This is a genomic window from Shewanella sp. SR43-8 (assembly GCF_014163775.1).
Lineage (GTDB): Bacteria > Pseudomonadota > Gammaproteobacteria > Enterobacterales > Shewanellaceae > Shewanella > Shewanella vesiculosa.
The window spans coordinates 122740-137987 of the sequence record NZ_JACJDX010000010.1 but is presented as its reverse complement, the minus strand read 5'-3'; the positions used below and the strand labels follow the sequence as shown (position 1 = coordinate 137987).

The 15248-nt window shown below is 41.1% G+C and carries 11 protein-coding genes and 2 tRNA genes; 8 read left to right on the top strand and 5 right to left on the bottom strand.

Going from position 1 to position 15248, the window contains the following annotated elements; translation table 11 throughout:
* The first annotated feature begins 44 nt into the window (after positions 1 to 44).
* From H5114_RS14320 to H5114_RS14290, 7 genes are all read left to right on the top strand, one after another.
* A tRNA-Glu gene (locus H5114_RS14320) sits at positions 45 to 120 on the top strand.
* A gap of 36 nt (positions 121 to 156) precedes the next feature.
* Positions 157 to 232: transfer RNA gene (locus tag H5114_RS14315), tRNA-Ala, on the top strand.
* 462 nt (positions 233 to 694) lie between these two features.
* Positions 695 to 1714: a TRAP transporter substrate-binding protein gene (locus tag H5114_RS14310; RefSeq protein ID WP_124018011.1), complete on the top strand. Its 1020-nt coding sequence runs from the start codon at positions 695 to 697 to the stop codon at positions 1712 to 1714.
* A 65-nt stretch (positions 1715 to 1779) separates the two neighbouring features.
* Positions 1780 to 2439 carry a TRAP transporter small permease gene (locus H5114_RS14305; protein ID WP_182723279.1) on the top strand — a complete coding sequence of 220 codons (660 nt, stop codon included), beginning with the start codon at positions 1780 to 1782 and terminating at the stop codon, positions 2437 to 2439.
* Positions 2439 to 3836 (top strand): TRAP transporter large permease, encoded by a 1398-nt coding sequence (locus H5114_RS14300; protein WP_124018009.1) that lies wholly within the window; start codon positions 2439 to 2441, stop codon positions 3834 to 3836. The genes H5114_RS14305 and H5114_RS14300 overlap by 1 nt, the downstream gene beginning before the upstream one ends.
* 90 nt (positions 3837 to 3926) lie before the next feature.
* Positions 3927 to 5723, top strand: a complete 1797-nt coding sequence (locus H5114_RS14295) for an ATP-binding protein (RefSeq protein ID WP_182723278.1) — start codon at positions 3927 to 3929, stop codon at positions 5721 to 5723.
* A gap of 2 nt (positions 5724 to 5725) precedes the next feature.
* Positions 5726 to 7099 (top strand): sigma-54 dependent transcriptional regulator, encoded by a 1374-nt coding sequence (locus H5114_RS14290; RefSeq protein WP_124018007.1) that lies wholly within the window; start codon positions 5726 to 5728, stop codon positions 7097 to 7099.
* Between the two features lie 4 nt (positions 7100 to 7103).
* Here the strand turns inward: H5114_RS14290 and H5114_RS14285 are convergent, their stop codons facing one another.
* The 3 genes from H5114_RS14285 to tesB form a co-directional block, all read right to left on the bottom strand.
* Entirely contained in the window at positions 7104 to 8339 is a 1236-nt protein-coding gene (locus H5114_RS14285; RefSeq protein ID WP_124018006.1) for an MFS transporter, read from the bottom strand.
* A gap of 101 nt (positions 8340 to 8440) precedes the next feature.
* Positions 8441 to 8842 carry a YbaY family lipoprotein gene (locus H5114_RS14280; protein WP_124018005.1) on the bottom strand — a complete coding sequence of 134 codons (402 nt, stop codon included), beginning with the start codon at positions 8840 to 8842 and terminating at the stop codon, positions 8441 to 8443.
* A 10-nt stretch (positions 8843 to 8852) separates the two neighbouring features.
* Positions 8853 to 9713: an acyl-CoA thioesterase II gene (gene tesB / locus H5114_RS14275; RefSeq protein WP_124018004.1), complete on the bottom strand. Its 861-nt coding sequence runs from the start codon at positions 9711 to 9713 to the stop codon at positions 8853 to 8855.
* 206 nt (positions 9714 to 9919) lie between these two features.
* On the opposite strand from tesB, the gene H5114_RS14270 reads away from it, so the two are divergent.
* Positions 9920 to 10813 carry a 1,4-dihydroxy-2-naphthoate polyprenyltransferase gene (locus H5114_RS14270; RefSeq protein ID WP_124018003.1) on the top strand — a complete coding sequence of 298 codons (894 nt, stop codon included), beginning with the start codon at positions 9920 to 9922 and terminating at the stop codon, positions 10811 to 10813.
* Positions 10814 to 10906: 93 nt separating this feature from the next.
* Here H5114_RS14270 and gndA read toward each other — a convergent pair whose 3' ends face one another.
* Both gndA and H5114_RS14260 read right to left on the bottom strand, forming a co-directional pair.
* A complete protein-coding gene (gene gndA / locus H5114_RS14265) occupies positions 10907 to 12436 on the bottom strand; it encodes an NADP-dependent phosphogluconate dehydrogenase (RefSeq protein ID WP_182723277.1) in 1530 nt (509 codons plus the stop codon).
* A gap of 698 nt (positions 12437 to 13134) precedes the next feature.
* Complete coding sequence (locus H5114_RS14260; protein ID WP_182723276.1) at positions 13135 to 15054, bottom strand: propionyl-CoA synthetase; 1920 nt, start codon at positions 15052 to 15054, stop codon at positions 13135 to 13137.
* Positions 15055 to 15248 lie beyond the last annotated feature (194 nt).

Sequence of the window (15248 nt, the reverse complement as noted above, 5' to 3'; positions counted from 1 at the left end):
ACCAATGAGTATTCACTCGATACAGAGTATAACGTATCAACTGTGTCCCATTCGTCTAGAGGCCTAGGACACCGCCCTTTCACGGCGGTAACAGGGGTTCGAATCCCCTATGGGATACCATATTTTTCAAATTTTGGTGTCTATTAACTAAAATTTGGGGCTATAGCTCAGCTGGGAGAGCGCTTCGCTGGCAGTGAAGAGGTCCACGGTTCGATCCCGTGTAGCTCCACCAATTAATAATTGGTACTAATGCTTAATATCATTTTTGCATTAAAAACAAAAAACCACCTTATGGTGGTTTTTTTGTATTTGCGATTTCTTGTCTATTCTATCGAGATATGGATATCATTGATTATCTGGTTTACCAAGAATACATAATCAACCTTACTCAATCTTCAGTAATTTATTCTTCAGCTACTCCCCCACTTATTAGATCTCGATAACATCATAAGAAAATGTGTGACATTCCACCCATTGCTTTATTGAATGTGTGTGACTATCCACACACAAAATGATTTCTATTTTTCCTATGTAAATTTAAATTAATAAATATCATGCAGTTACAAATAATTAACATTCTGGCCCAATGCTTGCTATGTTTTAACTATCCTCATAAGCGTTTATGGCGTACTTGTTCTGGAGCAAGTCACCAGCTGAGGAAAAATAAAACACTAAAAAAAAGGAAGTTAATTATATGAAAAAATCAACAAGTGCCTTTACTCGACCTCTAAAATCAATGGCTAAGCTAGCAACGATTGCCTCAATCCTTGCTGCGAGCTTTAATGTCTTTGCTGAACCGATAGAAATTAAATTTTCGCATGTGGTTGCAGAGAACACGCCAAAAGGACAGATGGCGCTGAAATTTAAAGAGTTAGTTGAACAGCGCCTACCAGGTGAATACATTGTTAACGTATTCCCAAACTCACAGTTATTTGGGGATAACAATGAGCTGGCGGCATTACTGTTAAACGATGTGCAATTTGTTGCACCATCATTGTCTAAATTTGAGCGTTTTACCAAAAAACTACAGATTTTCGATTTACCTTTCTTATTTGAAGATATGGCAGCGGTTGATCGTTTTCAGCAATCAGAATCAGGCCAGAAATTACTCAACTCAATGAACCGTAAAGGCGTTGTTGGTCTGGGATATCTTCACAACGGTATGAAGCAGTTTTCAGCAAACGATCCATTAGCATTACCAGAAGATGCTAAAGGCAAAAAGTTTCGTATCATGGCCTCTGACGTGATTGCAGCTCAGTTTGATGCTGTTGGTGCCATTCCAGTAAAAAAACCATTCTCTGAAGTGTTTACTTTATTACAAACCCGCGCAATTGATGGTCAAGAAAATACTTGGTCAAATACCTACTCAATGAAATTCTATGAGGTGCAAAGTCAAATCACTGAGAGTAATCACGGTGTTTTAGATTATATGGTGGTGACATCAAATACCTTCTGGAAAGGCTTACCAGCAGAAAAACGTGCCATCTTTAAGTCATCTCTGGATGAAGCGATTGCCCTTGGCAACAAAATTGCCTCAGAAAAAGATAATGAAGATAGACAAGCGATTATTGACTCTAAGCGTTCTGAACTCGTCACGTTAACCCCTGCTGCACGCCAACAGTGGATTAATGTTATGAAACCAGTTTGGGCTAAGTTTGAAGATCAAATTGGCAAAGACATGATTGATGCTGCTGTCGCGGCTAACACTAAATAGTCTAAATACTTGATGTGGTACTGAATGCATTCAGCGTTAGTACCACCCTTTTTTATTTAAGGAGTATGACCGTGATTTCAAGACTATTTGGTTATTTTGAAGAAGGCTTTCTTAATCTTTTGATTACATTAATGACATTGCTCGTTTTTGGCGAAGTTATTGCTCGTTTCTTTTTCGATACCGGTTTCTTATGGATCCAAGAACTCACCCTAACCTTATGTGGCTGGTTTGTACTATTTGGCATGTCTTATGGCGTCAAAGTGGGTGCACATATTGGCGTTGATGCCTTTGTGTCTAAATTGTCAGGCAAACCTCAGAAAGCGGTAGCGATCTTTGCATGTCTATGTTGCATTATTTACTGTGCGATGTTTTTAAAGGGGGCTTGGGACTACCTTAGTCAAATGTACCAAATTGGTATCCCGATGGAAGATATCGACTTTCCAGCATGGTTAATTCAACAGCTAGATCCCGATTTTGCTTGGGAAACATTGCGCATCGATGTAGACGATGGTGCAGTGCCGATTTGGTTATCTCAAAGTATTCTCATTATCGGATTTTCAATGCTCACCTGGCGCTTTGTAGAATTGTTTATCGCTATTCTAAAAAACCAAGCAGTTGGCTTTCAATTGGCCGATGAAGCTAAAGACAGTATGCATTTAATTGATGAAGCAGCGCTATCCACATCATCCGAACAACAACGAGAAAATGATAAGGACGCGAAATAATGACTATAGCCACACTCTTTATCGCTTTGTTTATATGTATGATGATTGGTATGCCAATTGCTATTGCTTTAGGCTTTTCAAGCATGTTGACGATTTTGTTGTTTTCAAATGACTCACTCGCCTCAATTGTGCTTAAACTATATGAATCAACATCAGAACATTACACTTTATTAGCTATTCCATTCTTTATTTTATCGTCAGCATTTTTGTCTACTGGTGGCGTCGCTAGGCGTATTATCGACTTCGCTATGGACAGTGTCGGTCATATCCGCGGTGGTCTTGCTATGGCCTCCGTTATGGCTTGTATGTTGTTCGCCGCCGTATCAGGATCGTCACCTGCCACTGTTGCTGCAATTGGTTCAATTGTAATTGTTGGCATGGTACGAGCTGGATATCCTGAAAAATTTGCTGCTGGAGTGATTACCACCTCAGGAACTTTAGGTATTTTAATCCCACCTTCAATTGTGATGCTGGTTTATGCCGCTGCAACTGAAGTATCTGCTGCTAGAATGTTTATGGCAGGTCTGATACCAGGATTAATGATGGGCTGTATTTTAATGCTGGCCATCTACATTGTGGCAAGAATAAAAAAGCTACCTTCACGCCCTTTTCCTGGCGTAAAAGCGCTAACGATATCAAGTGCTAAAGCTCTTGGCGGTTTAGCACTTATTATTATTGTACTCGGATCAATTTATGGTGGTATCGCCAGCCCAACAGAAGCTGCAGCAGTAGCCTGTGTATACGCTTACTTTATTGCGGTATTTGGTTATCGAGATATTGGACCACTTAAAAATGTGGCTTGGCGTAATCAACAAGAGTCTTTAATCGGAGCCTCATTTCGCAATATCGGCTACATGTTACTTGCTGTGATAAAAACACCTACCGACAAAGAAATTCGTCATGTGGTTCGTGACGGCGCAAAAGTCAGTATTATGCTGCTATTTATTATTGCTAATGCCATGCTATTTGCGCACGTGTTAACCACCGAACGCATTCCGCACATTATTGCAGAAGCCATTGTCGGATTAGGTTTGCCTGCCTGGGGATTTTTGATCATTGTTAACTTACTGCTGTTAGCCGCAGGTAACTTTATGGAGCCCTCTGCCATTTTGCTCATTATGGCGCCCATTCTGTTCCCTATAGCAACGCAACTGGGTATAGACCCTATCCACTTAGGGATCATTATGGTGGTTAACATGGAGATAGGAATGCTCACCCCCCCCGTCGGACTCAACCTCTTTGTCACTGCGGGAATAACGGGTAAAAGTATGGGATGGGTCATTCAGTCATGCTTACCTTGGTTGGTATTATTACTCGGTTTCTTGATGTTAATTACCTATATTCCACAAATTTCACTATTTTTACCGGAATATATAGACAAATTAAACGGCTACTAGCTTGATAATTCGCGTATTATAAACGAGCCTTGATTAAGGCTCGTTTTTTTATTCATGACTCAAAATAACCACAACTAATTGGTAATATTCATGCTTTCATTTTTTACCATCAAGAAACGTAATATTTTAGTAAGCATCATGCTCATCATAGGATTATTACTCACTCTTAAAATGACTTATTGGTATGTACTTGAACAAGGCACGAAAAATATTGCAGAGCAATCTGAGAAGCAAATCAATGAACTGGTTATTTTTATCGATAACGCACTGTCACACTACGAGAATATTCCAGCCGTACTGGCACAAAACCCTATATTAGAACAGGGGTTACTCGATCAACAAAACTCTCAAACTATTGAAAAGCTGAACGCTTACTTATCTGAATTACAGCAAGTCACCGAATCATCTGATATTTACCTGACCGATGCGCTCGGAGTCGCTATTGCCGCCAGCAATTGGGATCAGCCGAATTCTTTTATTAATCATGACTATTCATTTAGACCCTACTTTATCGAAGCGATATCAGGTAAATCAGGACGATATTATGCCGTCGGAACTTCATCAAATAAGCGCGGCTTCTATTTTGCTAACCCGGTTTATCACAATGGTCTAGTCTTGGGGGTAGTCGTTGTGAAAGTTGATATTGGCTTAATTGAACAACAAAGTAGTGGCATTGCCATCGCAAGCCAATATGAATTTATGATCAGCGATCCAGACAATATCGTGTTTCTATCAAGTATCAATAGCTGGCGATTTAATTCATTATCACCACTGACACAGGCCAAACGTTTTGCACTCAACTCTTCAAAACGTTACGCCAATAGACCCATTGGTGAGCTTAGTGTCAATCCTAGCTTTAAGATTGGTAACTCCCATGCTGCTCAGGTTTACCAAATATCATCCTTTGAAGGGCAAAAAAAATACCTTGAACGTCATCAATTTATGCCTAATGCAAATTGGAACGTTCATGTACTTGCACCAATGAAGCCCTTATATGAGTCTTTGCCACAGATATTGCTATTGGCTGCCACGCTATATTTATTACTGGCATTATTTATTCTTTATAACATTGAACGTCGTAAAAATTTACGCCGAATGCGTCAAGCACAAAATCAACTTGAACAAAGGGTAAAAGAGCGCACCTTAGAGCTTGAGCAAGCCAACACCCAATTAAAAGACACTCAAGACGAACTTATTCAAGCTGCAAAGCTGACCGTCATAGGCAGCCTGTCAGCCAGTATTAATCACGAACTAAATCAACCTCTGGCGGCACTAAGAAGTTACGCACAAAATACCCAAACTTTCATCGGGCGAAATATGCTTGACGATGCCGGTAATAACATCAAAATCATGATCGAACTAACCGATAGATTGGCTGATATTATTGGCCAATTTAAGAGCTTTACCCGTAAGTCTCAGGGTAAAGACAATGCCACTGATATAACAAAATCGATAGAACAGGCGTTAACAATTGTTCAACCTGAAATAGACAAGCAAGGTATAAAACTGTCGCTGCAACTCCTACAGGGTAAGTGTCAAATCTGGGGTGACAGCGTGCGATTACAGCAAGTATTGGTTAATCTTATCAGTAATGCCATTGTCGCAATGCAACAATCTACCGAACGAAAATTACGTATCGAAGTCTATTGCGATAATAAGGTAAACATCAGTATCCAAGACAGTGGTCCGGGTGTGAGAGAAAGCCAAATGAGCAAAATTTTTGAACCTTACTATACCACCAGCGAACGTCAGGGATTAGGATTAGGCTTGTCCATCTCGCAACGGATTATCGAATCTATGCAAGGTTCTATTACAGTCGAAAACGCCCTTCAAGGTGGCGCTATTTTCCATATTATTTTGCCTCTTTATTTACGTGAGGAAGTCTAAACGTGACTCAAATACAAGACATCAACGATTATCAAGTCATTATTGTTGATGATGAACCTCATATTGGTATCGTGTTGCAACAATTATTCAAACTCGAAAATATTCGTGCCTTAGCCACCACAGACCCACAGTCTATTTCCAGTCACATTACCGCTAACTGGCCAGGTATTGTGATCTCTGATGTCAATATGCCATTACTTGATGGATTGAGTTTATTACAACAACTGAAACAACAAGACAGTGATCTTCCTGTTGTACTGTTAACTGGCTTTGGTGACATAGCAATGGCTGTCGACGCATTGAAAAAAGGGGCTTACGACTTTATCGAAAAACCTTTTAATAACGAACACATACTCGATGTCACCAAACGTGCTCTAGATAAGCGATCGTTAACGTTAGAAAACCGCAAGCTTAAGCGCGAACTTGAATCTCACATTGCTCCTGGCCCGCGTATTTTAGGAAACAGTCCTAGCGTAATGAAAATGCGCCACCTTATAGACCAAGTATTAGATACACCTGCCGATATTATGATTGAAGGTGAAACCGGTGCGGGTAAAGAGTTAGTCGCCCGATATTTACATGACCATAGCTACCGTAACAAAGCCAACTTTGTCGCAATTAATTGTGGTGCTATTCCGGAAAATCTCATAGAAAGCGAACTCTTTGGTGCTGAATCAGGCGCTTTTACCGGCATAGACAAACGCCGTATCGGCAAATTCGAATATGCCAATGGCGGTACACTACTTTTAGATGAAATAGAAAGTACTCCAATGGCGTTGCAGGTGAAATTATTACGCGTGTTGGAAGACCGCAAAGTTGAAAGACTGGGCTCAAACACACCAATAGACTTAGATATCAGAGTCATTGCTGCAACAAAATTAAACTTGCAGCAGCTGTGTGAAGAAGGCAAATTTAGACAAGATTTATTGTATCGTCTTAACTTGGTCACTATCGTTATTCCGCCGCTAAGAGATAGAAGAGAAGATATTCCACTGCTGTTTTTACACTTTGCTAGAATTGCATCGGCTCGATACCATAAAGCACTTATTGCCTTAAATACGTCACAAACCATGGTGCTTACCGCACATGATTGGCCGGGTAATGTGCGTGAATTACGTAACTTAGCTGAACGCTATGTTCTACTGGGCGCTGAGGCCGCTTTTGCTGGTAATCTAGAAAGCAATACAACCATACATACCAGTATGTCGTTGCAGCAGCGAGTAGAGTTTTTTGAGCGTATGTTGATTGAAGAAGCCTTAAGTCATAATAAAGGCAGCATAAAATTAACCATGGAACAGCTCGAGCTCCCCCGTAAAACCTTGTACGACAAAATGCGCAAATTTGACTTAGACCGTAAACAGTTTATTGAGAATTAACCTGTTAATCGGCGATAGATACATCAGCAGCATGCTGTTGATGTATTCCTAAACGCCAAATAGCGACTAGTAACAATGCCAAAAGCGTCATAGAACCCACTACCACCCCATTCCATTCTGCTTTATGCCAAAACAACATTAAGTAAGGTCCGCCTAAGGAGGCCCCAAGGTAATAACAGCATAAATAAAGTGACGTAGCCTTAGCCCGATGACTGGTTGCACGAATGGCAACAAACGAATTGCAGCAGCTATGAGTTAGGAAAAACCCACAAGCACTGATCAAAAAGCCAATCACAATGGCAGCCAGCGTATCGACTAAGGTCAATGAAGTACCGGCAACCATTAAGCATAATGCCACTCTAAATAATGGCATAGAACCGTATCGCATAATCCACTTAGCTGACAAATAAGACGCAAAAGTGCCACTTGAGTAACATAAAAATATCAAGGTTGCATTAAAACGACTCAACCCATAAGGCTCAGCCATAATATGTAACTGAATAAAGCTAAACTGATTGACCATCATCATAAAGGCTAAGCCACCAACCATATAGGCCAAACGCATTTGCGGATCAGATAAGTGAAACATAAAACCATCGATGTCTTGTTTTACCTTACGCAGTAAAGACACTTTCTGCTTAATCACTGTAGGTTTTATCTCTTTGCGTGGTAATAAGTATGTCACCAAAGCAACCCCTATTAGCGTTACCACAAAGACCAACCCCATAGACGATTGCCATGACAAGTTTTGTGCCATTAAACCGCCAAAAATTCGCCCTGCAATGCCGCCCATACTGTTAGCCATTATGTATACAGCAGCGGCTTTGAGCATAAAAGAAGGCGCCAATTGCTCTTTAAAATATGCCATCGAAATTGCGGGCACCGCCGCTAACAAAATTCCCTGTAACAAGCGCACCATAAGTAAATCATCAAACGTTTGGGCAAAAACTAACAAAATATTCGATGCTGCTAATAGCCATAAACTGAGCACTATCGGGGCTAATCGCCCTATTCTGTCAGACAACACGGCATAAAAAAGCAATGAAAATGCTAGGGTAAAGCTGGTAACAGAAAGCACCAAAGTCGCTTGTGCACCCGACACGCCAAAATTCTCAGCAATTGACGGCAGCATGCCTTGCACTGTGTACAAATTAATATAAACCACAATAGAAGCGATACACAAAGCCCAAATTAAGCGCGTTTGCGCATCCGAACGATGATTCAAGATCAGCTCTGGCATAAACAACCTAAACAACACATTAAAGTAGCAAAAGATTACTACCCGCCACGTTAATCAATCAATGGCGGGGATAACAGTTTGTGAGCGAGATTACGAAGTGGCTATTTAACGCGTTTCATTAACACTTGAGTGGTAAATTGACCGTTATTGATCACACGAAACTTATCATAAGTTTGAAAAATTGCATTGCCTTGATAGGTGATCATTGCCACCACACCATAATCGACTCCACTGTTAATGAGGTTGGCAGGCAAAGTAAATTTAAATGGAACAGGCGCTCTGGCAATATCAAAGTTTTTTTGAGAAATAATCGCGCCTGGAGTATTAAAATCAATCAAGGCAATGTTGATCTTACACCCCTGTGGCAAAGCAATCTTTTCGGCATATCCGGCATAACCGTTCACGATTACCGGTTTTTCAGGCTCTACTGTCACACAACCATTGAGCATCATGGCAATCAAAACCACTAGCGCGAATTGAATCCCTTTGTTAAATAAAATCATCTTTAGCATCCTACTTGGTCATTCTGAGTAAACCTTCTTGTGTGGCAGAAGCCACAAGACGTCCTTGCTGATCGAAAAACTGTCCTTTAACAAACCCACGTCCACCGCCAGCATTAGGACTATCAATACAATAAAGTAGCCATTCGCTCATATTAAATGGACGATGAAACCACATAGCATGATCAATAGTGGCCATCCGCATACCTGGTGTTAAAAAAGACACCCCGTGTGGCTGAGTAGCTGTGGCTAGAAAGTTGAAATCCGATGCGTAAGCCAGTAAATATTCTTGAATACTATGATCCGAAGGTATTTGTCCATTGGCACGTAACCATACATAGCGTTTAGGCTCTGTCGCATTTGGTGTAATGGGATGTAGAGGATTAACTAAACGCATTTCAATCGGAGAATCAGCCATAAACTTTTCGAGCATTTGCGCAGGTACTTTATCACGCATTGTCATTGCAAGTTCTTGCTGATTTAATAAACCTTCAGGTCCTGGGACATCCGGCATCACATCTTGATGCTCAAAGCCTTGTTCAACACTTTGGAATGAACAGGTCATGTAAAAAATCGGTCGCCCTTTCTGAATAGCCTTTACTCTGCGCGCACTAAAACTACCACCATCACGCATATTTTCAACATCATAAATTATCGGTAACTTTTCATCACCGGCACGTAAGAAATATGAATGTAATGAATGTACATGACGGTCTTCGCTCACCGTTTGTTTTGCAGCACTTAACGCTTGTCCCATCACTTGGCCACCAAACACATGCCCAAAGCCTAAATCTTGGCTCTGACCACGAAACAAACCTAGCTCAATCTTCTCAAGTGACAATAATGACAGTAAATCGTTTAATACCTGACTCATAACACCTTCTCTATAACATGGATTAACGTTAAGGTTACCTCAGTTAAGCTGATGTTTTCTAGCTTATTCGATGATAATAGTGAATTTCAGTTATCTAATGACAAATCGTAAAATAGTGATGCAACGCAAATATTCATATCTGCAGTCTAAATGAATATTTGATATGCTATTAGACATGACTAATCAACACTGCGTCTCACAATATTATGCAACCTAGCTCAATGCAATCATGGTTTATGGCTATCCGACCTCGTACGCTACCAGCGGCAATTGGTCCATTATTAATTGGCAACATGCTGGCCATTGGGCTCGAACAATTTAGCTTACTTATTGCCTTCACATCAATGTTATGTGCGGTATTATTACAAATTTCAGTTAATCTCGCGAACGACTACTTTGACTTTAAAAATGGTATAGACACAGAAGAACGTATCGGTCCTATTAGAGTCACCCAAAGTGGTATCCTAGCCCCCTCATCAGTACGAAATGCCATGATTAGCTGCCTGATCACATCATTATTAGTCGGTTCGTTACTGATAGTACACGGTGGCTGGCCTATTGCGATTCTCGCAGTCGCCTCTATTTTAGGCGCGTTATGTTATAGCGGAGGCCCCTACCCACTGGCATCACATGGATTAGGTGAAATAGCTGCATTTGTATTTTTCGGTTTGGTAGCCGTTGTTGGCAGTTACTATTTACAAGCAGGAACCACCACCATGACCGCGTGGTTACTCGGTTGCGCCATTGGCTTTTTTAATGCGGCTATCATGCTGGTCAATAATACTAGAGATATTTCAACTGATACTAAAGCCGGTAAAAACACGCTTGCAGTGAGGATTGGTGAAGCGCAAGCTAAAGTGCTATATCAAAGCTTTGTCTACTTACCCTTTGGTATCATTATTGCCGGATTTTTACTCGGAGCCCTCGAAGGTTTACCCGTATTATTATCGGGAGCCTCGTTAATTATTGCGCGTAATCTCAGCCGCGAATTTCACAACAACAGCGGTGAAGCATTAAACCCAATACTTGGGCAAACAGCAAAATTAACGATGATTTTCAGTGTACTGTTCAGTGTTGGCCTGTATTTTTCGCTTAGTTAACTCTGTTCTTTCACTCACTGCGATAAATCTATTTATTAAAAAATAAAAAGGCGCCTCATTGTAAATGAGGCGCCTTTTTAAGCTTAAGAGCCATTATACTTTTGATAAAGTACGCTCTTTAGCGCTCCAATCTAAATGATATTTCTCACCTGCTGGCTTATCCGTACGCTCGAAAGTATGCGAACCAAAAAAGTCACGCTGACCTTGTAACAAGTTAGCGGGTAGCATTTCACAGCGATAACTGTCGTAATAGGCAATAGCCGAACTAATACAGGGAGCAGGAATACCTTGCATAACTGATGCAGCAACTGTTTTACGCCAGTTAAGGTGTTTTTGCGACAATGTTTGGCTAAAGATATCAGCCATCAATAAGTTTGCAAGATTTGCATCTTCTTGATAAGCCTGAGTAATTGATTGCAAGAAAGTCGCACGAATAATGCAACCTGCACGCCAAATTTTTGCGATTTCAGCAAAATCTAAACTCCAGCTTTGCTCTTTTGCTGCCATCGCCATCAGTTGAAAGCCTTGAGCATAACAGCACACTTTAGCGCAATATAAAGCATCTTCAAGATTAGCAATAAATTCAGCTTTGTCTGCTTCACTAAAGCTGATTGGTGCTGGGCCAGCAAGCTTAGAGCTTAACTGCATGCGCAAGTTTTTCTGGGTGCTCACAGCACGCGCATAAACGGCTTCAGCAATTGTTGGCGCCGGGCAACCAATTTGTAAGCTGCTCACTGCCGTCCATAAACCAGTACCTTTTTGGCCCGCTTTATCCAAAATCATTTCAACTAAAGGTTTGCCCGTTAACGGATCGGCTTGTTGCAAGACTTCAGCACTAATGCCCATAAGGTAACTGTTAAGAATACCTTTATTCCAACCATTGAATATGGTGCTGATTTCATTGGCAGATAGGCCTAAACCGTCACTGAGTAATTGATATGCTTCGCAAATAAGCTGCATATCTGCATATTCAATACCGTTATGAACCATTTTAACGTAATGACCAGAACCCGCAGGACCAATATAGGTCGTACACGGCTCACCTTCAGTGACCGGATTACCAGGCTCAAAACGCTCAATCGGTAAACCTGTTGCTGGATCAACTTTAGCCGCAATAGCTTTCCAAATAGGTTCAACATAATGCCAAGCTTTTTCGTCACCACTTGGCATTAACGATGGTCCAAAACGTGCACCCACTTCACCACCAGAAACCGCCGAGCTAAAGAAAATAAACTGGCCGTTATAGTGAGCTTCACGATCAACGGTATCGGTCCACAAGCTATTGCCTGTATCAATAACAATGTCGTTAGCTTCAATACCTGCTTCAATTAACGATTTACACACACCATCAACTGGTGCGCCTGCAGGCACAGATAACACGATAACTCGAGGTTCAACTAATTTGGCCAGCATTTCTGTAAGATTGTTACATGGGGACATGCGTGGGGCGGTATTTGCTTTGCGCTCGCTTTGTTCTTGAGCCACAGCAGCATTGACTTTTGGAGTATCTAAATCGAAAACAGCGACATGGTAGCCATTGTCAGCAATGTTTAATGCGAGATTCTTGCCCATCACACCGAGGCCGATAACGCCGACGTGAGATTGTTGGGTGTGGTTATTCATAGTGTATGTTTCCACAGGTCACAGAGATTAATCGCGTAGTGCGAATCCATTTGGGTGGCAATTATAACGATTCTTGTAACTAAATTACAGTCACAAAATGGCTGTCGTCTGTACTAATAAAGCAGGATACTACATATTAATAAAATTTAAAGTAGCTATTCATTATTAAAGACAATAACTTAATAAAAAACATGCATCTCAATCTAGTACTAACCTATCAACAAAAATTTATTAAATATCAACATTTTTAAGCTTATAAAGATGGCAATCGACCTATTCTGTCTCACCTTAAAAGTATAAACCTGTTTCAAGACAGGATATTGACAAAATAACAGGTTGAAACTTTGCAGTTTCAACCTGTTAAACCTTATGTTATGTCATACATAAAGCGATAATTTAGTGACCCATTATGCCTTATTTTAATAGATGCATAACGTCTACACCTTGCGTTTGCCCCTCTGCATGACACATAGTCCAGCTTTCACCACCTAATCGATAAATCGCCCCAAAGCTGGCGTGAGCTTAATATTAAATTAGCGTTTGCTGTAATAGCAGATAATAATCGCAATACTGGATTTCAAAACTATCACGAGTATTTATCTGCAAATAAAAAAGCGAGCTAATTATGCTCGCTTTTTGAGGTTACCTTTCATCAACACAATGTCATTGGTTAACTTTAATTGGCATGGGATTACACACTAAACAGTTAATTCTTTAGCCAGTGCATCCGCGTAACCCATCTTAGTTAATGCTGTGCGAATAATATCTAGCGTCATCGGGTCTTCAATGGTTGCTGGAACTGTATATTCATTGTTATCAGCAATTTTACGCATGGTGGCTCGTAATATTTTCCCAGAACGGGTTTTTGGCAGTTTTTGTACTGCACTCACAAGCCTAAAGGAAGCTACTGGGCCAATTTCATGACGCACTAGTGCCAGTAACTCTTTATAAAGAGCCTCATCAGACATAGTAACGCCATTTTTAAGTACAACTAATCCAAGCGGCACTTGGCCTTTTAGTTTATCTTGCACACCAATTACCGCTGCCTCAGCAACTGCATCGTGCTGGCATAAGACTTCTTCAAATCGGCCTGTGGATAAACGATGTCCGGCGACATTAATTATATCGTCAATGCGGCTCATAATATATAAGTAGCCATCTTCATCGATATATCCTGCATCACCAGTCAAGTAATACCCTGGATACATAGACAAGTAACTGTCGATATAGCGTTTATCGTTTTGCCACAAAGTCGTTAGTGTGCCAGGAGGTAACGGTTGCTTTATCACCACGTTACCGCTTTCATTGGGCGCCACTTTTTGTCCCATCGCATCAAGGATTTCCACTTGATACCCAGGTACCGCGCGCGCAGGAGAACCAGCTTTAATTTCAATTGGATCTGTGCCCATTAAGTTAGCTGCCACTGGCCAACCGGTTTCTGTTTGCCACCAATGATCAACCACTGGCTTACCTAAATGCTGCTGACTCCAATTTAGGGTATCTGGATCACAGCGCTCACCGGCCAAGTACATTTGCTTAAGGCAGCTTAAATCAAATTGCTTGATAAAGTCGCCTTGAGGATCTTCCCGTTTAATAGCACGAATGGCCGTTGGCGCAGTAAAAAAGCTGCGAACTTGCTTCTGTTCAATTATCCGCCAAAAAGCGCCAGCATCAGGGGTGCCTATCGGTTTCCCTTCGTACATTATGGTTGTCGCACCTACTAATAATGGCCCGTAAACGATGTACGAGTGCCCTACTACCCAGCCAACATCTGATGCCGCCCAAAACACATCGCCAATACCAATGTCATAAATATGTTTCATCGACCATGCTAAAGCAACTGCATGACCGCCGTTATCACGCACCACACCTTTAGGCTGACCTGTAGTACCTGATGTATAAAGCACATATAAAGGGTCGGTTGCATCCAATGATACACATTCAGCATCAGGCGCATCGACTAGGGCATTGTACCAATCAAGGTCTCGAGGTGAAGTTAGCTCAGCTTGGTATTCGGTGCGATTGAGAATAATACAATGATCAACTTGATGGGTCGCTTGGGATAATGCGTCGTCTAGCAGAGGTTTATATGGCACTACACCAGAAGGTTCAATACCACATGAAGCTGAGAGAATTAATTTCGGTTTAGCATCATTGATTCGAGTAGAAAGCTCATTGGCCGCAAAACCACCAAACACCACTGAGTGAATTGCGCCAATCCTTGCACACGCCAACATGGCGTAAGCCGTTTCGGGTACCATCGGCATATAAATAACGACTCTATCGCCCTTGGTAACTCCTAACGATATCATCAATCCAGCGAGCCGTTTCACCTGCGCCAACACTGATTGATAACTCACTGAATATTCGTGATGCGTTACAGGGCTAATATAATGAATAGCCGTTTGATCACCTCTGCCAGCAATGACATGGCGGTCTAATGCATTAAAACAGGTATTCATTTTGCCATCGGCAAACCATCGGTAAAAAGGCTTGTTACTGTCATCTAAGACGGTTTTTGGCACTTGGTCCCAACTAATGGCCTGTGCAGCTTGTTGCCAAAACACTTCGGGCTCGGCTATCGATTGTGCATGCATTGATAGTCCTAAATCAGCCATATTGCTCTCCGTTAATCAGCTTGTATTGCAGTGATTATGAACAGAATTCATCAAATACCCCTATTAGACAAAGGGATAAGAAGCACTAAAACCAACAAAAAAACCTTAGCATTCAACTAAGTATTTAATCGATAACAGTAAAAAAACCATGGTAATAAATTACAAAATATAACAAACGGTTAAGGTATAATAAC